Source organism: Sulfurimicrobium lacus (genome assembly GCF_011764585.1).
Lineage (GTDB): Bacteria > Pseudomonadota > Gammaproteobacteria > Burkholderiales > Sulfuricellaceae > Sulfurimicrobium > Sulfurimicrobium lacus.
This window is the reverse complement of the sequence record NZ_AP022853.1, coordinates 2,925,262-2,944,822: the sequence shown is the minus strand read 5'-3', so window position 1 is coordinate 2,944,822 and position 19,561 is coordinate 2,925,262. Positions and strand designations below refer to the sequence as shown.

24 protein-coding genes are annotated in these 19,561 nt (G+C 60.7%); 15 read left to right on the top strand and 9 right to left on the bottom strand.

The genetic code is table 11. The annotated features are described in order from the left end of the window. Positions 1-31: 31 nt before the first annotated feature. The 4 genes from SKTS_RS14260 to SKTS_RS14245 all read left to right on the top strand — a co-directional run bounded on the left by SKTS_RS14260 (position 32) and on the right by SKTS_RS14245 (position 3,739). On the top strand, positions 32-397 hold the full coding sequence (locus tag SKTS_RS14260; protein ID WP_173066375.1) for a DUF6164 family protein: 366 nt from the start codon (positions 32-34) through the stop codon (positions 395-397). Between the two features lie 25 nt (positions 398-422). Continuing rightward, the gene (locus tag SKTS_RS14255) at positions 423-1,487 is read left to right on the top strand and encodes a calcium:cation antiporter (protein WP_173066372.1); all 1,065 of its coding nucleotides are present in this window, start codon (positions 423-425) and stop codon (positions 1,485-1,487) included. Positions 1,488-1,539: 52 nt separating this feature from the next. Then, positions 1,540-2,589, top strand: coding sequence for a thioredoxin family protein (locus SKTS_RS14250; protein WP_173066369.1), 1,050 nt, complete (start codon positions 1,540-1,542; stop codon positions 2,587-2,589). Between the two features lie 259 nt (positions 2,590-2,848). Further along, positions 2,849-3,739, top strand: coding sequence for a DMT family transporter (locus tag SKTS_RS14245; RefSeq protein WP_173066365.1), 891 nt, complete (start codon positions 2,849-2,851; stop codon positions 3,737-3,739). A 28-nt stretch (positions 3,740-3,767) separates the two neighbouring features. On the opposite strand, the gene SKTS_RS14240 is transcribed toward SKTS_RS14245, so the two are convergent. After that, positions 3,768-5,405, bottom strand: coding sequence for an alpha-D-glucose phosphate-specific phosphoglucomutase (locus SKTS_RS14240; protein WP_173066362.1), 1,638 nt, complete (start codon positions 5,403-5,405; stop codon positions 3,768-3,770). A gap of 179 nt (positions 5,406-5,584) precedes the next feature. Here SKTS_RS14240 and SKTS_RS14235 point away from each other — a divergent pair, with 179 nt between their 5' ends. The 6 genes from SKTS_RS14235 (at position 5,585) to SKTS_RS14210 (ending at position 10,623) form a co-directional block, all read left to right on the top strand. Beyond that, entirely contained in the window at positions 5,585-6,502 is a 918-nt protein-coding gene (locus tag SKTS_RS14235; RefSeq protein ID WP_173066359.1) for a flagellar brake protein, read from the top strand. A gap of 65 nt (positions 6,503-6,567) precedes the next feature. Then, complete coding sequence (locus SKTS_RS14230) at positions 6,568-7,506, top strand: exopolyphosphatase (protein ID WP_173066356.1); 939 nt, start codon at positions 6,568-6,570, stop codon at positions 7,504-7,506. 25 nt (positions 7,507-7,531) lie between these two features. Next, positions 7,532-8,074 carry a glycine cleavage system transcriptional repressor gene (locus SKTS_RS14225; protein ID WP_173066353.1) on the top strand — a complete coding sequence of 181 codons (543 nt, stop codon included), beginning with the start codon at positions 7,532-7,534 and terminating at the stop codon, positions 8,072-8,074. Positions 8,075-8,089: 15 nt separating this feature from the next. Then, entirely contained in the window at positions 8,090-8,419 is a 330-nt protein-coding gene (locus tag SKTS_RS14220) for an AF1514 family protein (protein ID WP_173066349.1), read from the top strand. Positions 8,420-8,425: 6 nt separating this feature from the next. Next, positions 8,426-9,589 (top strand): M20 aminoacylase family protein, encoded by a 1,164-nt coding sequence (locus SKTS_RS14215; RefSeq protein ID WP_173069291.1) that lies wholly within the window; start codon positions 8,426-8,428, stop codon positions 9,587-9,589. Further along, positions 9,586-10,623, top strand: a complete 1,038-nt coding sequence (locus SKTS_RS14210; protein WP_173066346.1) for a GDP-D-glucose phosphorylase 1 family protein — start codon at positions 9,586-9,588, stop codon at positions 10,621-10,623. Before SKTS_RS14215 ends, SKTS_RS14210 begins: the two co-directional genes overlap by 4 nt. Before the next feature lie 9 nt (positions 10,624-10,632). Here SKTS_RS14210 and SKTS_RS14205 read toward each other — a convergent pair whose 3' ends face one another. From SKTS_RS14205 to SKTS_RS14195, 3 genes are read right to left on the bottom strand one after another with little or no spacing between them, the layout of a single operon-like run. Then, positions 10,633-11,190 carry a DUF6806 family protein gene (locus SKTS_RS14205; protein ID WP_173066343.1) on the bottom strand — a complete coding sequence of 186 codons (558 nt, stop codon included), beginning with the start codon at positions 11,188-11,190 and terminating at the stop codon, positions 10,633-10,635. A 55-nt stretch (positions 11,191-11,245) separates the two neighbouring features. Further along, complete coding sequence (locus tag SKTS_RS14200; RefSeq protein WP_173066340.1) at positions 11,246-11,575, bottom strand: RnfH family protein; 330 nt, start codon at positions 11,573-11,575, stop codon at positions 11,246-11,248. Next, positions 11,572-12,006 (bottom strand): type II toxin-antitoxin system RatA family toxin, encoded by a 435-nt coding sequence (locus tag SKTS_RS14195; protein WP_173066337.1) that lies wholly within the window; start codon positions 12,004-12,006, stop codon positions 11,572-11,574. The genes SKTS_RS14200 and SKTS_RS14195 overlap by 4 nt, the downstream gene beginning before the upstream one ends. Before the next feature lie 64 nt (positions 12,007-12,070). Here SKTS_RS14195 and smpB point away from each other — a divergent pair, with 64 nt between their 5' ends. Continuing rightward, positions 12,071-12,523 (top strand): SsrA-binding protein SmpB, encoded by a 453-nt coding sequence (gene smpB / locus SKTS_RS14190; protein WP_173066334.1) that lies wholly within the window; start codon positions 12,071-12,073, stop codon positions 12,521-12,523. Between the two features lie 6 nt (positions 12,524-12,529). On the opposite strand, the gene SKTS_RS14185 is transcribed toward smpB, so the two are convergent. From SKTS_RS14185 to SKTS_RS14165, 5 genes are all read right to left on the bottom strand, one after another. Beyond that, positions 12,530-13,741: an HD-GYP domain-containing protein gene (locus SKTS_RS14185; RefSeq protein ID WP_173066331.1), complete on the bottom strand. Its 1,212-nt coding sequence runs from the start codon at positions 13,739-13,741 to the stop codon at positions 12,530-12,532. 132 nt (positions 13,742-13,873) lie between these two features. Continuing rightward, on the bottom strand, positions 13,874-14,752 hold the full coding sequence (locus SKTS_RS14180; protein ID WP_173066328.1) for a peptidylprolyl isomerase: 879 nt from the start codon (positions 14,750-14,752) through the stop codon (positions 13,874-13,876). A gap of 63 nt (positions 14,753-14,815) precedes the next feature. Continuing rightward, positions 14,816-15,079 (bottom strand): BolA family protein, encoded by a 264-nt coding sequence (locus SKTS_RS14175; RefSeq protein WP_173066325.1) that lies wholly within the window; start codon positions 15,077-15,079, stop codon positions 14,816-14,818. Then, the gene (locus SKTS_RS14170; protein ID WP_173066322.1) at positions 15,076-15,378 is read right to left on the bottom strand and encodes a YciI family protein; all 303 of its coding nucleotides are present in this window, start codon (positions 15,376-15,378) and stop codon (positions 15,076-15,078) included. Before SKTS_RS14170 ends, SKTS_RS14175 begins: the two co-directional genes overlap by 4 nt. A gap of 8 nt (positions 15,379-15,386) precedes the next feature. Then, a complete protein-coding gene (locus tag SKTS_RS14165; protein WP_173066319.1) occupies positions 15,387-15,920 on the bottom strand; it encodes a septation protein A in 534 nt (177 codons plus the stop codon). Between the two features lie 76 nt (positions 15,921-15,996). Between SKTS_RS14165 and SKTS_RS14160 the strand changes: the two genes are divergently transcribed. From SKTS_RS14160 to SKTS_RS14145, 4 genes are read left to right on the top strand one after another with little or no spacing between them, the layout of a single operon-like run. Beyond that, on the top strand, positions 15,997-16,830 hold the full coding sequence (locus tag SKTS_RS14160; RefSeq protein WP_173066315.1) for a 3',5'-nucleoside bisphosphate phosphatase: 834 nt from the start codon (positions 15,997-15,999) through the stop codon (positions 16,828-16,830). A 55-nt stretch (positions 16,831-16,885) separates the two neighbouring features. Beyond that, on the top strand, positions 16,886-17,515 hold the full coding sequence (locus SKTS_RS14155; RefSeq protein WP_173066312.1) for an L-threonylcarbamoyladenylate synthase: 630 nt from the start codon (positions 16,886-16,888) through the stop codon (positions 17,513-17,515). Further along, entirely contained in the window at positions 17,515-18,159 is a 645-nt protein-coding gene (locus SKTS_RS14150) for a site-2 protease family protein (RefSeq protein WP_173066309.1), read from the top strand. The genes SKTS_RS14155 and SKTS_RS14150 overlap by 1 nt, the downstream gene beginning before the upstream one ends. 21 nt (positions 18,160-18,180) lie before the next feature. Continuing rightward, positions 18,181-19,383 (top strand): tryptophan--tRNA ligase, encoded by a 1,203-nt coding sequence (locus SKTS_RS14145; RefSeq protein WP_173066306.1) that lies wholly within the window; start codon positions 18,181-18,183, stop codon positions 19,381-19,383. The last annotated feature ends 178 nt before the right edge of the window (positions 19,384-19,561 follow it).

Below are 19,561 nucleotides of genomic sequence, written 5' to 3'. Positions count from 1 at the left end.
GCTGCAATCTCGAATGGAGCTATCCACCCCAATGTCGGCTAAATTATTTCCCCTGAACGGTGTGCCCGATGACGAGGCTGAAGACGTGCGTGCCTTGTTGGCAGCCGGCGGAATCGATTTTTACGAAACCCCGGCGGGAAACTGGGGCATCTCGGCGCCGGCGATCTGGCTCGACGACGAAAGCCAGTTCGCGCAAGCGCGGGCGCTTATCGCCGAGTACCAGCGCGAGCGTGTTCTCAGGGTGAGGGCGGAATACGCGCAGCAGCAAAAAGAGGGCCGCAACCGGACCATCATCGACGTGATCCGGGAAAATCCCTTGCGGTTTTTTGGCTATCTGGCGGTGATCTTTGTTATCGTTTATTTTTCCATCAAGCCGTTCCTGGATATCGGAAAATAGCGTCATCCACTAAGCGGAATAGAACATGATCGCCAAAGAAAAAACCTTGCTGCTCGCAGTTTTGCTGGCTGCGCTCTTTTACTTCATCGAGCACGCCGTGCTCCACGCCGGGCAGGGGGCATCCTGGCTGGCGTTCGCGGTGTTGTTCGCGGTCATCGTGGCGACATCGATGCGCGTGGCGGCGCACGCCGAAGTGCTCGCCCACCGGCTCGGCGAGCCTTACGGCACCATGATCCTGACGTTCTCGGCGGTGGTGGTGGAAGTGCTCATGCTGGTCATCATCATGATGAATTCGGATGCGCCCACGCTGGCGCGCGATACCGTGTATGCGGCGGTGATGATCGACATCAACGGCATACTCGGCCTGGCGGCGCTGATCGGCGGCATCCGCCACGGCGAGCAGAAATACAACCTGGACAGCTCCAACGCCTATATCGCCATGCTGTTCGTGGCGATCGGCATCGCCATGTTCGTGCCGGAATTCATCCCGGCCCAGTCGTGGAAAGCGTATTCGGTGTTCACCGTGCTGATCGTTTTCATACTCTACGCCGCGTTCCTGCGCATCCAGACGGTCGAGCACCGGGGCTTCTTCGAATATCGCTACGAAGACGAGGAGGCGGACGAGGAACACGGCGGGCGCTCCACCCTGTACCACGTCGTGGCGCTGGTTTTCAGCGTCGTCATGATCGGCATATTGGCCGAGTTCCTGGCCGCGTTCCTCGAGGCCGGGATGCGCGGCAGCAACCTGCCGCTGGCCATTCCCGCGGTAATGGTGGCGGTGGTTTCGGCCAGCCCGGAGATACTCACCGCGCTGCGGGCGGCGCTGGCGGACCGCATGCAGACCGTCATCAACATCGCCCTGGGGGCCTCGCTGGCCACGGTGCTGCTCACCATCCCGGTCATCGAGGGCGTCGCGCTGCTCACCGGCCAGCGCATCGAGATGGCGCTGACGCCGCTCCAGACGGCGATGACGGTTCTGACCCTGCTGACCGCCCTGATCAACCTGCACGACGGCCAGACCAACGTGCTCGAGGGCATGGTGCATTTCGCCCTGTTCATGACATTCGTGGCGCTGGTGTTCCTGGCCTGATTGCGGCTGCAAGAATTTTTTCGTGTTTTTCCGGAAAGAAATGGAGACGATCATGTTGACCACATTACGCAAATCCCTGCTGCTCGCCGCCGTCCTCCTCGGCCTGGTCCCATTTGCCCATGCCGCCAGCGAAGCGCCTCTCGCGCCGGGCCTGGTCCATCCGGGCTACGAGGAGCAGCCGGCCTGGTTCAAGAATTCCTTTCTCGACCTGCGCGAGGACGTGGCCGAGGCGGCGAAGCACGGCAAGCGCGTGCTGCTGTACTTCTACCAGGACGGCTGCCCCTACTGCAAGAAACTGCTGCAGGACAACCTCGGCCAGCGGACCATCGCCGACAAGACCCGCAAATATTTCGACGTGATCGCCATCAACATGTGGGGCGACCGCGAGGTGACCGACCTGAACGGCGCGGCGACAACGGAAAAGGACTTTGCCAAACAGATGAAGGTCATGTTCACGCCGACCCTGGTCGCGCTCGACGAAAAGGGTGGCCAGGCATTGCGCATCAACGGTTATTACGCACCGCACCAGTTCGACGCGGCGCTGGACTACGTCGGGCTGCGCAAGGAGCACGAACTTTCGTTCAAGGAATACCTTGCTCAAGTGGCGCCGGCCGCGGCACAGGGGAAACTGCATGGCGACGCGCGCTACCTCGCGCCGCCTTACCGCCTCGACCGGGCGGCGAAGCAGGCCGGCAAGCCGCTGCTGGTGTTGTTCGAGCAGAAGCAGTGCCTGCCCTGCGACGAACTGCACCTCGATATCTTCAAGCGCCAGGAAAGCGTCGCCCTGCTGGACAAGTTCAATATCGCGCAATTCGACCAGTGGGCCGCGACCGAACTGGTCACGCCGGACGGCAAGGCAAGCACCGCGCGGGACTGGGCCAGAGCGCTGAAGGTGAATTACGCGCCCACGATGATTTTCTTCGATGGCGAGGGCCGCGAGCTGTTCCGCGCCGAGGCCTATCTCAAGGCTTTCCACGTGCAGTCGGCGCTGGACTACGTGGCCAGCGCCGCCTACCGGCAATACCCGGAGTTCCAGCGCTTCGTCGAGGCGCGCGGCGACGCCATGCGCGCAAAAGGTATTGCTGTGGACCTGATGAAATAGGCCGGAACATGGTTTTGTCATTTTCGGGGTTGACACTTCTCCGCTCGTCCCGCGATAATCGGGTCATGAATTCGCTGCCCCTCATCCATCTCTTCCGCGTCCGCCCAGTCGCCTGCCTGCGCAAGGCGTGGGCTATGGCGTGCCGTGGCCGGGAGAGCCAGCGTTAAACAGATTTAGTTTCAGCAGTTTTCCCAAAGGCCACGGACAATCTCCGTGGCCTTTTTGTTTTTTGTCGTTCGTTTCCGTTGGAGCATTTGATATGTCGCTGCCGCTCGCGTTCGTTTCGGTCATCCTGATCTGGTCAACCACGCCGCTCGCCATCAAGTGGAGCGCGCTGGGGGTGGGGTTCAGCTTCGCGGTGTTTTCGCGCATGGCGATCGGCACGCTGCTGTGCGTGGTCCTGCTGGCAGCCCTGCGCATCCGCGTCCCGCTGCACCGCAAGGCGCGGCTGGCCTATCTGGCCAGCGGGCTGAGCCTGTTCGGCGCCATGTCGCTCACCTACTGGTCGGCGCAATACGTCTCTTCCGGCCTGATATCGGTGCTGTTCGGCTTGTCGCCGCTGATCACCAGCCTAGGAGCGGTGTTGTGGCTGGAAGAGGAAGCGCTGAGCGTCAACAAGATACTCGGCATGGTGCTCGGCCTGGCCGGGCTGGGGTTGGTGTTCCGGGGCGGCCTGGCGCTGGGGCCGGGCGCGCTGGCAGGCATCCTCGCGCTGGTGGCGGCGGTGGCGACGCAGTCGCTCGGGCTGGTATGGATCAAGCGCATCGGGGACGACAGCCACCCGCTGGCGATGACGCTGGGCACGCTGGCGGTGGGCTTGCCGCTGTTCTTCATCGCCTGGTGGTGGGCGGATGGAAGCTTCCCAGCGGCGCTGCCGCAGCGCGCGCTGATCGCCACGGTGTACCTCGGGGTGTTCGGTTCGGTGCTGGGCTTCATGCTGTATTTCTACATGATCAAGCACATGGAGGCGGGGCACGTAGCGCTGATCACGCTCATCACCCCGGTGATGGCGCTGCTACTGGGTCATGGCCTGAACAACGAGGTCGTGCTGCCCCAGGTCTGGGCCGGCACGGCGCTGATCCTGCTCGGGCTGGGTTTGCACCGCTGGGGGTTTTCAGCCATCAGCCGTCAGCAGCCAGCTGATGGCTGATGGCTGATGGCTGATTAGCTGATAGCTATCAAGTAATCACGGTCGGCTGTTCGCGCCCGGTTCGCGCGCGAATCTGGCCCACTTCCTCGGCCAGCTGGATGAGCTGCGCCAGGGCCTGCTGGGTGTCCATGTCGTGTTTCGACGGGTCCGGCTGGTAGGTTTCCAGGTACACGCGCAGGGTCGCGCCGACGGTGCCGGTGCCGGAGAGGCGGAAGACGATGCGCGTGCCGTTGTCGAACAGGATGCGCACGCCCTGGCCGGTGGTCACGCTGCCGTCCACCGGGTCGGTGTAGCTGAAGTCGTCGCACTGCTTTACCTGCAGCGCGCCGAATCGTTTGCCCTGCAGTGTGCCGAAGCTGTCGCGCAGGTGCTGCATCAGGCCTTCCGCCGCCTTGGCGTCCACTTCTTCATAGTCGTGGCGCGAATAGTAGTTGCGGCCGAATTTCGCCCAGTGTTCGCGTACGATCTGTGCCACCGACTGCTGCTTCACCGCCAGCAGGTTGAGCCAGAACAGCACGGCCCACAGGCCGTCCTTTTCGCGCACGTGGTCGGAACCGGTGCCGAAACTTTCTTCGCCGCATAAGGTAATTTTGCGGGCATCCAGCAGGTTGCCGAAAAATTTCCAGCCGGTCGGGGTTTCGTAGCACTCGATACCCATGCGCTCGGCCACCTTGTCGACGGCGGCGCTGGTCGGCATGGAACGCGCGACGCCCGAAAGGCCCATGCGGTAACCCGGCACCAGCATCGCGTTGGCCGCGAGAATGGCCAGGCTGTCGCTGGGGGTGACGAAAAACTTGCGCCCGAGAATCATGTTGCGGTCCCCGTCGCCGTCCGAGGCCGCGCCGAAATCGGGGCCGCTGGCGCTGTTCATGATTTCGACCAGGTCGTGCGCGTAGACCAGGTTGGGATCGGGGTGGCCGCCGCCGAAATCTTCCAGCGGTTCGCCGCGCATCACCGTGCCGCTCGGCGCGCCGAGGCGGCGTTCGAGGATTTCCCTGGCATAGGGGCCGGTGATGGCGCTCATGGCGTCGAAGCGCATGGAGAAAAGTCCGGAATCGAACAGGGCGCGTATGCGGCTGAAGTCGAACAGGTGCTCCATCAGGTCGGCGTAGTCGCTCACCGGGTCGATGACTTTGACTTTCATGGCGCCCAGCTGATTTTCACCCAGCAGACTCAAGTCGATATCGGGCAAATCCTCGATGCGGTATTCGCTGATGGTGCGGCTGCTGGCGTAGATCGCGTCGGTGATCTTTTCCGCCGCCGGTCCGCCGTTGCCGGCGTTGTACTTGATGCCGAAATCGCCGTCCGGGCCGGCAGGATTGTGGCTGGCCGACAGGATGATGCCGCCGAATGCCTTGTTTTTGCGGATCACCGCCGAAACCGCCGGGGTGGAGAGTAGCCCGTCCCGCCCCACCAGCACCTGGCCGAAGCCGTTGGCCGCAGCCATTTTCAGGATGGTCTGGATGGCGGGCTTGTTGTGGTAGCGGCCGTCACCGCCGAGCACCAGAGTTGCCCCCTGGTGGCCTTGCAGATTGTCGAAAATGGACTGGACGAAGTTTTCCAGATAATGGGGCTTCTGGAACTCCGTTACTTTCTTGCGCAAGCCCGATGTGCCTGGCTTCTGACCTTCGAACGGTGTCGTTTTGACGATTTTGAGTGTGCTCATGGCTGCCGTGCGTGATGATTTGACCGGGATGATTATAAACCAGCCGTAGCGTTGCGGGATGGGGCACAGGCGTTATGCTTGCGCCAATTCATGATCGGTGCTGAAATGCCGCATGATTCTGCCCCGCTCAGGGGGTGTGAGGATCGGAGTTCAATAAGCCGGGGTACCAAATTTTAGCCATGTCTACGAAAGATAGCCTTGTTCCGCTCAGGATTGGCGACATCGCCGTGGGCAAGCCCTTGCCGTGGCCGGTCTATGGGCCCAACCACAAGTTGCTGCTGCGCGAGGGTTTCGTCATCGAAACGCAGCGCCAGCTCGAGGTGCTGGTCAAGGACGGGGTGTATCGCAGCCACACGTGGGGGGGCTCCGTGTTGCGGGGCAAAGGCGCACCTCAGGAGCCAAAACAAAAGCAGGCGGAGGAGACAGTCGAGGCGAAGAGTTACAGTTTCGAAGAGCTGAAACCGCGGGTAGGCGATGCCGTTCAGATCCAGGTCATGGACGAACGTTACCCGGTGAAGCTCATGGGGTATGCAAAAGGCGTCACCATCATGGTTTCGTCGCCGGTGGTCAACGGCGGCGTGATCCTCCTGCGCGAGGGGCAGCCGGTGGTGGTGAGATCGTTTTCCGGCAAGGACGCCTACGCGTTTTCATCCAGCATTCTGCGCGTGTGCAACTCCCCGCTGCCTTACCTGCACCTGGCTTACCCCAAAACGGTCCAGAGCGTTACTGTCAGGAAAACGGCGCGAGCTGAATTCAACCTCATCGGCACGGTGACGAACACCACCAATCCGGACCTGGCGGCAAACAGGCCGATGCGGATATCCGATCTGAGCGTATCCGGCGCTTCCTTCTCGGTGGATGGGAGCATCGGGGGGAAAGGCGACGGCCTCAGCCTGGTATTTCGTGTCAAACTCAATGAAACGGACACCAGCGTGGCGATCACGGTGTGCTGTGTCGTGCGTTCTGTCAGCAGCGAGCCGGAAGTCGGTGCGGCCGCCGATACGCTACGTTACGGCGTGCAGTTCACCGATGTCCCGACAGATGTTTCCCTGCTCATGCAAAATATGATTTACCAGAAACTTCTGGAGGATGCATAGTTATAAAAACTCGCCTGGTGCCCTCGGCGAGTCGTAAACCTTAATTTTGACGAGAGGTGGTCTAGATGTCCGCAGAAACAAAAAAATACCGTTTGGTGACGCGCAGCGACTTCGATGGTCTGGTGTGCGCAGTGCTGTTGAAACACCTGGACCTGATCGACGACATCAAGTTCGTTCATCCCAAGGACATGCAGGACGGCAAGATCGAAATCACCGCAAACGATATCACCACCAACCTGCCGTACGTAGCCGGCGCGCACCTGGTGCTCGACCACCATTTGTCCGAGACGGTGCGCAACACCGGCGAGCGCCCCAATCACATCATCCACCCCGACGCGCCTTCGGCTGCGCGCGTGGTGTATGACCACTTCGGCGGCAGGACGGTTTTCCCCGCCGCGTGGGACGAAATGATGCTGGCCGTGGACAAGGGCGACGCGGCGCAGTTCAGCCGCGAGGAAATCCTCCATCCTTCCGGCTGGGTGCTGCTGAATTTCCTCATGGATGCGCGTACCGGTCTGGGGCGCTTCCGCGATTTCCGCATTTCCAACTACAACCTGATGATGGACCTGATCGATTACTGCAAGAACCACGTTATCGACCAGATCATGGCCTTGCCCGATGTGAAGGAACGGGTGGACTTGTATTTCGAGCATGAGGACAAGTTCAAGGACCAGATCAAGCGCTGTGCCACGGTGCACAAGAACCTGGTGGTGCTGGACCTGCGCAATGAAGAAACCATTTACGCGGGCAACCGCTTCATGATCTACGCGCTGTTCCCCGAGACCAATATTTCCATCCACGTACTGTGGGGCCTGAAGAACCAGAACACCGTGTTCGCCACCGGCAAGTCCATCATCAACCGCAGTTCCAAAACCAATATCGGCGACCTGATGCTGCAATACGGCGGCGGTGGGCACCTGAATGCCGGTACCTGCCAGGTGGACAATGACAAGGCGGTACAGGTGCTGCAGGAACTGACTGCCAAAATCAATGCGGACGGCTGATCCTCCGCTATCAAGAGTACATCTGATGAACGCAAACACTAAAGAATATCTGGCCATTACCGCCTCGGGCGAGGACAGGGTCGGCCTGGTGGAGCAGCTTTCCAACCAGATCACCTCATCCGGATGCAACATCGAGCAGAGCCGCATGGGCGTGCTGGGCGGGCAGTTCGCCCTGATCATGCTGGTGTCCGGCCCGTGGAATGCCTTGTCCAAGCTCGAAAGCCAGCTTCCCGCAACCGGCGAGGAACTGGGGCTCACAATAATTCACAAACGTACCCAGGCACGTGAGAAGGGCGAGGCGCTCATCCCGTACCAGGTAGAAGTCGTCGCCCTAGACCATCCCGGTATCGTCCACAGCCTGGCGCAGTTTTTCTCGCGCAGCGGCATCAACATCGAAGAGCTCGAAACCGACACCTACCATGCCCCGCACACCGGCACGCAGATGTTCTCGGTACACATGACGGTAGGCGTGCCGGCCAAGATGCAGATTTCCACCCTGCGCGACAATTTCTTCGCCTATTGCGACGACCTCAATCTCGACGCCGTGCTCGAGCCGGCGCGCAGCTAGGGAGAGGCAGCAAGCATGGATGCGCCACAAGGTTGCGCCCTGCGCACGGCGGCGGACTTGTCCGGCGTATCGGTGGCGTGTCTTGCACCCCAGCCGCCCCTCGCGGATTACCGCGCTGCCATGCGTCTCGCCGATGCGGAAGCGGCGGTGCGCCTGGGCGAATTCATGCTGCTTTCCTGGTATGACCGCGACCGGGACTTCGAGTCGCCGCAACACGCCAGCGAATGCCATCTCGACAGCGCGGTGCCGGGCTACGTGGATTACGGACTGAGCCACGGTGCCAAGCTGATGGTCGATATCGAGGACGGCCGCTTCGTGTTTTTCTATCTCTCCCTTGATTTTTAGTTGCCTATGATTCCCGCCATTCTCTCCAGCCAGCCGCGTCTTGCCGCCCTGCGGCGCGACATCCACGCCCATCCGGAAACCGCTTTCGAGGAGCAGCGCACCAGCGACATCGTGGCCGATTTTCTTGCTGCCGCTGGGATCGAGGTGCATCGCGGCCTGGCGGGCACCGGGGTGGTCGGGGTGCTGCGTGCCGGCAGCAGCGACAAGGCCATCGGTTTGCGCGCCGACATGGACGCCTTGCCGATCATGGAACAGAACATTTTCCCCCACCGTTCCCGCTTTGACGGGCGCATGCACGCCTGCGGACACGACGGGCATACCGCCATGCTGCTGGGCGCGGCGGAATACCTGGCGGCGACGCGCAATTTCGACGGCACGGTGGCGTTCATCTTCCAGCCCGCCGAAGAAGGCGAGGGCGGGGCGCGGGTGATGATCGAGCAGGGGTTGTTCGATCTTTGTCCGGTGCAGGCGGTGTTCGGCATGCACAACTGGCCGGGCCTGCCGGCGGGACAGTTCGCTATCATGCCCGGGCCGATGATGGCCTCGGCGGACCAGTTCGACATCACCGTCAGGGGCCACGGCGCGCACGCGGCCATGCCGCACCAGGGGGCCGACCCGCTGGTGGCCGGCAGCGCCCTGCTGCAGGCCCTGCAGACCATCCCCAGCCGCACCCTCGATCCGCTCGACGCAGCGGTGTTGAGCGTGACCCGCTTCCATGCCGGCGATGCCTACAACGTCATCCCCGACCATGCCGTGCTGGGCGGCACGGTGCGCGCGTTCCGGCCCGAAGTGCAGGACCAGGTGGAGGCCGCCATGGAGCGCATCTGCAACGGCATCGCCACGGGCTACGGCGTGCAGGTGAACCTGGAATACCGGCGCGGCTACCCGGCCACCATCAATACCGCTGCGGAAGCGGAAGCATGCCGCAGCGTCGCTGCCGCGCTGGTAGGGGACGAGATGGTGCGCGGCGACCTGCGGCCTTCCATGGGCGCGGAAGACTTCTCCTACATGTTGCAGCTCAAGCCCGGTTGCTACGTGTGGCTGGGCAACGGGCTGGGCGAAGGCGGCTGCATGCTGCACAACCCGCACTACGACTTCAACGACGAGGTCCTGCCCATCGGCGCAAGCTACTGGGCAAGGCTTGCGGAGCACCTGCTGGCGCGACAATGAACGACACCCTGTTTTCCTCCGGTCCCAACTTTTGCCAGGCGTTCGAAAGCGGCCTCTCCGAACTGCTGCAAAAAGGCGGCCTGGGGCCTTTCATCCTGGTCTGCGCCAACGCGACTTTCGATCACCGGCTGCACGAAGGCATGGCCGCCCGGCTGGTCGAACAGTACCAAAGGCTGCACGAGGATTTCGTCGGCGCCCTGCAGGAAGGACGCGACATCCAGGCCGTGGAGGAAGACCTGCTGGTGTTCCTCAAGATCCACGCGGTCGGCATGGAAAATCTCCGGCTGACCGAGCAGCGCCGGGCCGGGCCGTGGGAAGTGCAGTTCAACCATCTGCGCTCCTTCCGCCCCAAGCGCATCACGACGCGCATACCCGAGCATCTGCACGCGCCCTTCGACGAGGCCGGCTTCCATTTTAACAAGGGTTTCATGCAGAAAGAGGCGTTCTGGGCGGGGGAATTGTGCGGCCGGCACGCGACCCTGTACTACAACAAATATCCCTTCGTCGATTTTCACGGCCTGCTGGTGCCGGAGCGCGACAGCTGCCTGTCCCAGTACCTGACCGAAGCGCACCACTTCTATGTCTGGGAAGCGACCCTGGAACTGGCGCGCACGCTGGATGGCGTGGGCTTCGGCTACAACTCGCTGGGTGCGTTCGCCTCGGTCAACCACCTGCATTTCCAGATGTTCCTCAAGCCGCAGGGCTTTCCCGTGATGCGTCCGGAGTGGCGCCACAACGGCGGAGCGCTGCCCTATCCGGCCGCGTGCGCGGCCTTCGACGACGCGCGTTCCGCCTGGGCGTATATCCATCACCTGCATGAACGGGAAACGCCCTACAACCTGCTGTACACCGCCGGCAAGCTGCACGTGTTTCCGCGCCGCAAGCAGGGAACCTGCGCGCAGCCCGCCTGGACCAGCGGTTTCACCTGGCATGAGCTGGCGGGCGGGATGGTGACGTTCAACCGGGAGGATTACGAACGGCTCGACGAAGCTGCCATCGAGCGTGAACTGGGGCTGCTTGCACCAGTTACATAGTGCGGGTATTTAGTGCAGGTGTTTCTTGCCGCGGAAATGCACCAGGCTTCCTGAGGGCTGGAATTCCGCTTCCGGCTCCGCCGCCCTCTGCTCCCAGTCGCGGTCGAACAATTCGTTGACCAGCGTCGTCACCCGGCCGACTTCGGCGGGGGCGAAATGGCGTGACAGCAAACCGGCAACATCCTCCAGCATCAAGCGCCGCTGCGCCTGGTGAATGGATTCCGCGGTTGGTCCGGCGAACAGCAGCTGGAACTCGTCGCGGCCGTCTTCGTGATAGTAGGTGAGCTCGATTTCGGAGGCGTGCTCCAGCAACGGCCCGATAGATTGTAGCGTTTGCTGCAGGGTGCGCTGGAAGCTGCGCCCGACCTCGCCGGTCCAGCAGATGTCGAGCACGCGCGCCGACTGGTCGTAGATTACGCCGGGCTCGCTGGGTTCTGCGCTGCGGATCTCGTTGACGTTTTCCACGTCGAGATATTCCAGCCATTGCCGCAAGCCCGCTTCCAGTTGCGCCAGGGTGACGCCTTTGTGCAGGTAAAGGCTGCCGTGTACATGTACGTCGATACGCATTTGAGATCCAAGCTCTTCGTGAGAAGGGTATTCTACCCGATTGGTGCAGGCCGCTCTATTCCGCGTCCGGCGCGGCCGCATCGCCGCCGCCTTTTTTCATGACCTTGCCTTCCTCGGCGCGCTTCTTGCGCACCTCCTTGGGGTCGGCGATGAGCGGGCGGTAGATCTCGACCCGGTCCTTGTCGCGCAGCGCCGTGTCGAGCTTGGCGAGCTTGCCGAAAATGCCGATCTTGTTTTTCGCCAGATCGATTTCCGCATGTTTTTCCAGGATGCCGGATTGCCGGATGGCCTGTTCCGCGGTGATCCCCGGCGCGGCCTGCAGTGCTTTCAGGAATTGCTCGTGGGGGTGGGCATAGGCCACTTCGACGCGAATGGTTTCTGTCATGATCCGTAGACCTTCTCGGCGCGTTGTACGAACGCATCGACAAAATTGTTGGTGATGTGATTGAACACCGGCCCGAACAGCGATTCCAGCAGTTTGCTGGAGAACTCGTAGTGAAGACGGAATTCGACCTTGCATGCGTTCTCGTCGAGAGCGATGAAGCGCCAGCTCCCATCCAGGTGGCGGAATGGCCCATCCTGCAGCTTGATTTCGATCAGCGCGGGAATCTGGTTGGTGTTCTCGGTGGTGAAGCTTTGCTTGATCCCGTGGTAGTCGATCATGATGGTGGCGAGCGTAGTCGTCTCGTCGCGCCATTTCAGGTCGGTTCCGCCGCACCAGGGCAGGAATTGCGGGTAATTTTCCACCCCGTCCACCAGGTTGTACATTTGCTGGGCGGAGTACAGGACCAGCACGGATTTTTCAACTTGCGCCATTGTGATGCAATTGCTTTAATAAAACCGCTAAAATACCCTATTTACCGCATAAATTCACGCCCCCATGAGCATCGCACAGAACAAGAAAGCCTTCCACGATTTCTTCATCGAGGAGAAATATGAAGCCGGCATGGTGCTGGAAGGCTGGGAAGTCAAGGCCATACGCGCCGGACGGACCAATCTCAAGGAGGCCTACGTCATCATCCGCAGCGGCGAGATGTTTCTGATCGGCTGCCATATCAGCCCGTTGTCGACCGCTTCCACGCACATCAATCCCGATCCGGTGCGCACGCGCAAGCTGCTGCTGCACAACGAGGAGATCGTCAAGCTGATCGGCAAGGTGGAGCGGGCGGGCTACACCCTGGTGCCGCTCGACATGCATTATTCCAAGGGGCGGATCAAGCTGGAAATCGGCCTCGCCAAGGGCAAGCGTCAGCACGACAAGCGCGAGGCCGAGAAGGAACGCGAATGGAAACGCGAGAAGGATCAGGTCATGAAGAACCTCAAGCGCGGCTGATAAACACTACGCCGGTAGCCACTTGGCTGGGTCGATGCCCCATTTCTCGAACGATTCGTGACTGATAATCTTGTCCTGGCACACAGGTTTCGCCAGATCGAGGTCTTCCGGCGGCAGGTAACATAGCTTGGCTGCGTGGTAAAACACCTTCACCTTCGGCTGCAGGAGCTTTTCCGCATGCTGCTCCTGCACCACTCCGAGGCGCCCGCTTTCCAACCGTACCAGTGACCCGCTGGGGTAAATCCCGAGGGCGCGGATAAAGGCCTGCACCATTTCCGGGTTGAAGTGAAACTTGCTCCATTCCAGCAGCTTCTTGAGCGCTTCGGTGGGGGGCATGCCCTTGTGATAGACGCGTTCCGAGGTGATGGCGTCGTATACGTCGACGATGGCGCCCATCTGTCCGTAGATCGAAATCTCATCGTCCTTCAGCCTGTTGGGGTAGCCGGTACCGTCGTAGCGCTCATGGTGCTGGCCTGCGACATCGAGGGCGATCTGGCTGATGCCGGGCGTGTTCTGCAGAATGACGATGCTCTGTACCACGTGAGATTTCATCTTGGCGAATTCGGCGTCGGTCAGTTTGGCCGGCTTGTTGAGAATCTCATCAGGCACCCTGGCCTTGCCGACATCATGCAGCAGGGCACCGATGGCGATTTCCTTGATGATGTCGCGGGATAGCTTCAAACCGCGGGCAAAAGCGACCATCAGCGCGCAGACCGAAACCGAGTGCTGGAAGGTGTATTCGTCGTGGGTTTTCAGGCGCGCCAGCGGAATCAGCGCATCCTGGTGGCGGAAAATCGAGTCCACCATGCTTTCCACCAGCGGCTCCACCTTTTCCAGTTCGATCTGCTGGCCCAGGCGGACATCGGCAATGATGCCCTTGACGATGCGGTTGGCCTCGCCGTGCAGCTTGCGCGCGCGGGGCGCTTCTTCGGCCAGGGAGACGGCGACGATCGGCGCCGGCTTTTCCTCTGCAATGTGCAACATCTGCTTGTCGATTTCGTGGCTGACTTCTTCTTCTGTCTTCGCTTCTGCTATGTCCAGGCCCTTGTCAGTGTCGATGTACAGCTCATGCACTCCGATCGCGCGCAGTTCCAGTGCAACGGTTTCATCCTTGACGGTAAAACGGTTGGACACGAAGGGGTGATCCATCCAGCCGCAATTCAGGTCGTGGATATACATGCCTGGTTGGAGTTGTTCGATGGCGATTTTTTTGAACATGCTGGACTCGGTAGTGCTATCGGAAAGTTAACCATACGTCTATGGCATGAGGATAGCAATAAGCCGGGCTGGCGGGTAATAAAAAAGGCGGCTCAAGAGCCGCCTTTTTGTGTGCCGTAACCGGTGTCGGTTTTACTTGGCAGGTGCTGCAGGAGCTGCAGGTGCCTCAGCAGGTGCGGCGGTGATTTCGATCTTGGCCTTGGCCTTCATGTCGTCGATCAGACTCTTCAGCTGTTCCTGCTGCACTTTCTGGGTCAGTTGGGGTTTGACTTGATCAAGCGGCGGGATCTGCATCGGACGGCTGTCTTCCATCACGATCACGTGGTAGCCGAACTGGGTCTTGACCGGCTCGTCCGTCATTTTTCCCTTGCCCAGCTTGGCAACCGCAGCGCCGAATTCCGGCACCATACCGCGCGGGTCGAACCAGCCCAGTTCGCCGCCCTTATCCTTGGAGCCGGGGTCCTTGGACTTTTCCTTGGCCAGCGCATCGAAAGCCTTGGGGTTCTTTTTCAGCTTGGCGATGATGTCCTTGCCCTCAGCTTCGCTACCCACCAGGATGTGACGGGCCTTGTATTCGGTGCCGGTCATCTCGGCCTTGACCTTGTCGTACTCGGCTTTCAGCATGTCGTCGGTGACCGGGTGGCTCTTGATATAGTCCTGAACGAAGGCGTTGGCCAGGATGGACTGCTTGGTCAGCTCGATCTGGTCGACCACTTCGGGGCTCTTGTCCAGGCCTTTCTTGGTCGCTTCCTGGGAGACGAGCATCTGCATGGCCAGCTGGTCGATAATGGATTTGCGCATTTCCGGGCTGTCAGGCTGGCCCATGCCCGCGCGCTGCTTGACCAGCAGATCGACGCGTGCCTTGCTGATGGCGGTGCCGTTGACAGTGGCCGCGACGTTGCCCGCTGCGGGGGCGGCAGCGGTCTTGCTGCTTTCGTCGGCGTTGCAGGCGCTCAGGGTCAGCAGGGAAGCTGCACTTACCAACAGAATGCGGGACTTGATCGTCATCATTTACAGTTCCTTAATCAGGTTAGAGAAATAAAAGTAGAACGCTTGGAAAAGGGTGTTTCTTTATTATAATTCGCCCGGCGCAAATGCTCTTATGCTGAGGGCATGTATCCTGGTCTGCATCAGATCGCCGAGGGAATTATATATCATGCGATGACGCGCAATGGTCAACTTTCCATCAAACAGCGGCGAAACGATGGTCAGGTCGTAATGGCCGCCACCACCCTTGGCGCCTTCGTGGCCGGCATGCTTGGCGCTGTCGTCGCCGATTTCCAGAACTTCCGGCTGGAGTGAGGCAAGCCTTTCCTGCATTAGTTCAATTGTGCTCATGTGGGCAGTACTCTCTTGAAAGGTTTGACGCTGACGCTGGCATAAACGCCGGCAGCGACATAAGGGTCCGCTGCGGCCCAGGCTTGGGCCGCCGGCAGCGATTCGAATTCGGCGACGATCAGGCTGCCGCTGAAGCCCGCCGGACCAGGGTCGGGGGAGTCGATCGAGGGGAACGGCCCGGCCAGAATCAGCCTGCCATTGCTCTGCAGCTCGTTCAGACGCGCCAGGTGGGCCGGGCGCGCGGCAAGGCGCTGGTCGAGGCTGTTCGGCACATCCTCGCCGTAAATGGCATAAAGCATCGGTTTTCCTACTTGTCTTCTTCGATGTATTTCGACAGCATCAAGCCCTGCAGAATGACGAACACGAACATCATCCCCATGCTGCCAAACAGTTTGAAATTGACCCAGGTATCGGTGGAGTAGTGAAAGGCGATGTAAAGGTTGACGCCGCCCATGACGAGAAAGAATATCACCCAGCTCAGGTTAAGGTTGCGCCACACGAAATCCGGTGCGGAGAACTGCTTCTCCATCATGGTGCGGATGAGGTTCTTGCGGAACAAGCTTGCGCTCACCGTCAGCACCACGGCGAACAGCCAGTAGAGCACGGTGGGTTTCCACTTGATGAAGGTCTCGTCGTGCAGGAACAGCGTTGCGCCGCCGAACAGGGTAATGATCGCCAGGCTCACCCACAGCATGGTATCCACCTTGCGGTGGCGCACCCACACCCAGCCGATCTGGGCGAAGGTGGCGATGATGGCGACCCCGGTGGCGGCGTATATGCCGTAAAACTTGTAGGCAACGAAGAAAAGGATGATGGGGAAAAAATCGAAGAGGAATTTCATGTAGATGTTATGGCTTCATTTCAATAGACTGAGCATTTTGCTATGATTAGGTCCCTTCTTACAAGTTCCCCATTGCATGCCAAAGATTGACTTGCACAGTCATTCCACTGTTTCAGACGGCACCTATACACCTACCGAACTGGTCCGCTACGCCGCTGCCCAGGGCGTTGAGGTCATGGCACTGACCGATCACGACGATCTGGGCGGCCTGGACGAGGCGCGCGTCGCTGCGGAGGAACAGGGTATCCGCCTGGTCAACGGCGTCGAGATTTCCGTCAGCTGGAATGGGCGCACCATCCACATCGTCGGCCTGCACGTCGATCCAGCTCATGCGGAACTGCAGGCCGGGCTGGAAAATATCCGGGCCGGGCGCCTGACCCGTGCTGTCGCCATTGCGGCCGAACTGGACAAGGTCGGCATCAGTGGCAGTCTGGAAGGCGCGCGTGCCTATGCGCATGAACGTATCCTCAGCCGCACCCATTTCGCGCGCTTCCTGGTGGCCAACGGTCATGCCAAGGACGTGAAGACGGTATTCAAGAAGTTTCTCGTCAAAGGCAAGCCGGGTCACGTTTCCCACCGTTGGGCGGACATGGCGGAAGCGATCGGCTGGATCAAGTCGAGCGGCGGCATCGCCGTGCTCGCCCACCCGGGTCGCTACGATATCGGCAAGATGACCTTGCACGCGCTGTTCGCCGCCTTCAAGGAAGCCGGGGGCGAGGCGGTGGAGGTGGTGTCGGGCAGCCATACGCCCGACCAGTACCGGCTCTTTGCCGAGTTCGCCAAACAATACGGGCTGCTGTCTTCCGCCGGTTCCGATTATCATGGCCCGGCCCACAACTATTTCGACATGGGCAGATTGCCGCCCCTGCCGGCCGGTTGCGAGCCGGTGTGGGAGCATTTTGAGTTTTAACTTGTAACAACTCTCACTTAAAATCCCCCAACCATCATGCAGATCTACGAGTCAAATGGCCCAATTCTTCAGCGTTCATCCCGATAATCCGCAGCCCCGCCTGATCCACCAGGCCGTGGAAGTCATCAAGAACGGCGGCGTGGTGGTATATCCCACGGATTCCTGCTACGCCCTCGGCTGCAGGATCGGGGACAAGGACGCGATGCAGCGCATCCGCGATATCCGCGGCGTGGACGAGCGCCACCACTTCACCCTGGTGTGCCGCGACCTGTCGGAACTTTCGCATTACGCACGGGTCGACAACCAGCAATACCGCCTGCTCAAGTCCAACACGCCGGGCAGCTACACCTTCATCCTGCAGGCCACCAAGGAAGTGCCGCGTCGATTGCAGCACCCCAAGCGCGCCACCATCGGCCTCCGGGTGCCGGATCACGCGGTCGCACTGGCTCTGCTGGAAGAACTCGACGAGCCGCTGCTCAGTTCCACCCTGATGCTGCCGGGGGATGAAGATCCCCTCAGCGACGGCGAAGAAATCCGCGATCGTCTGGAAAAGCAGGTGGACCTGATCGTCGACAGCGGCAGTTGCTGCATCGGCATGTCCACGGTGATCGACCTGACCGGCAGCGAACCGGTGCTGATCCGCGCCGGCAAGGGCAGCCTCGAACCTTTTGGACTGGAAGCCTGATGGAATTGACATTGATTCAACAAATCGCGGTTTACGCCTTGCCGGTGATTTTCGCCATCACCCTGCACGAAGCCGCGCATGGCTACGCCGCCAAGCATTTCGGCGACACCACGGCCTACATGCTGGGGCGTGTCAGCCTCAATCCATTGCGCCATATCGACCCGGTCGGCACCGTGCTGGTGCCGCTGGTGACGCTGGCGCTGGGCGGCATCCTGTTCGGCTGGGCCAAGCCGGTGCCGGTGAATTTCGGCCATCTGCGCAATCCCAAGAAAGATATGCTGTGGGTGGCGGCGGCCGGTCCGGGCGCCAATCTCTTCATGGCGCTATTCTGGGGTCTGGTGATGAAAATCGGCCTGACCATGCCCGAAGGCAGCCTGGCGCTGCCGATGGCGCTGATGGGCAAGGCCGGCATTACCATCAATACCGTGCTCATGGTGCTGAACCTCCTGCCGCTGCCGCCGCTCGACGGCGGGCGCATCGCGGTGAGCCTGCTGCCGTCGCGCCTGGCCTATTCCTATGCGCGCATCGAACCCTACGGCATGATCATCCTCATCGCCCTGCTGTTCTCCGGCGTGCTGAATTTCGTCCTGTGGCCGCTGGTCAACGGCACCATGGGGCTGGTTTCCTCTCTTTTCGGTTTATAAACTCAAGGACGATTGATCAACATGTACCAGGAACGCGTCTTATCCGGCATGCGCCCCACCGGCGGCTTGCATCTCGGCCATTACCATGGCGTGCTGAAAAACTGGGTGGAACTGCAGCATGAATTCGAATGCCTGTTCTTCGTCGCCGACTGGCACGCCCTCACGACCCATTACGACACTCCGGAAGTGATCGAGAAAAACGTCTGGGACATGGTGATCGACTGGCTCGCCGCCGGCGTCGATCCGGCCAATGCCACGCTGTTCATCCAGTCGCGCGTGCCGGAGCATGCCGAATTGCACCTGTTGCTCTCCATGATGACGCCACTGGGCTGGCTGGAGCGCGTGCCGACCTACAAGGACCAGCAGGAAAAACTGTCGGAAAAGGACCTGAGCACCTACGGCTTCCTTGGCTACCCGCTGCTGCAAAGCGCAGACATCCTGATCTATCGCGCCAACAAGGTGCCGGTGGGCGAGGACCAGGTGCCGCATATCGAGTTCACGCGCGAAATCGCACGCCGCTTCAACCATCTTTACGGCCGCGAGCCGGGCTTCGAGGAACGCGCCGAGGCGGCGGTGAAAAAACTCGGCAGCAAGCGCGCCAAGCTCTACGAGGAATTGCGCAAGCGCTACCAGGAACAGGGCGACGACGAGGCGCTGGAAGCCGCGCACGCCTTGCTCAACGAGCAGCAGAACCTGTCCCTGGGCGACCGGGAACGCCTGTTCGGCTATCTCGAAGGCGGCGGCAAGATGATCCTGGTAGAACCGGACGCGCTGCTCACCGCGGCTTCCCGCATGCCGGGGCTGGACGGACTGAAGATGTCCAAGTCCTACAACAACACCATCACCCTGCGCGAAGACGCCGACAGCGTGACCAGGAAAATCCGCACCATGCCCACCGACCCTGCCCGCGTGCGCCGCACCGATCCGGGCGATCCGGCCAAGTGCCCGGTGTGGTCGTTCCACCTGGTGTATTCCAACACTGCCACGCAGGAATGGGTACAGTTGGGCTGCAAGAGCGCCGGCATCGGCTGCCTCGAGTGCAAGCAGCCGGTGATCGAAGCCGTGCTGCGGGAGCAGGAGCCGATGCGCGAGCGGGCGCAGATGTACCAGGACGACCCGACCCTGGTGCGCAACATCATCGCCGACGGCTGCGAAAAAGCCCGCAAGCTGGCCAACGAAACCATGCGCGACGTGCGCGAGGCGATGGGGCTGAGCTACAGCTGATTGTCCACGGGTTTCCCTGTCCGTTTCGTGTCTGAGTCACAGCTCTTCTCCCGGTCATGGGAGGAGGGCTCCTTCTCAATTTTCGATCCGTCTTCCTTATCGATGATACCCATGCGAAAAATACGGTAAACCCCGTATTTACCGGGTAATCCACGGTATGCAATATTGCTCCCACGTA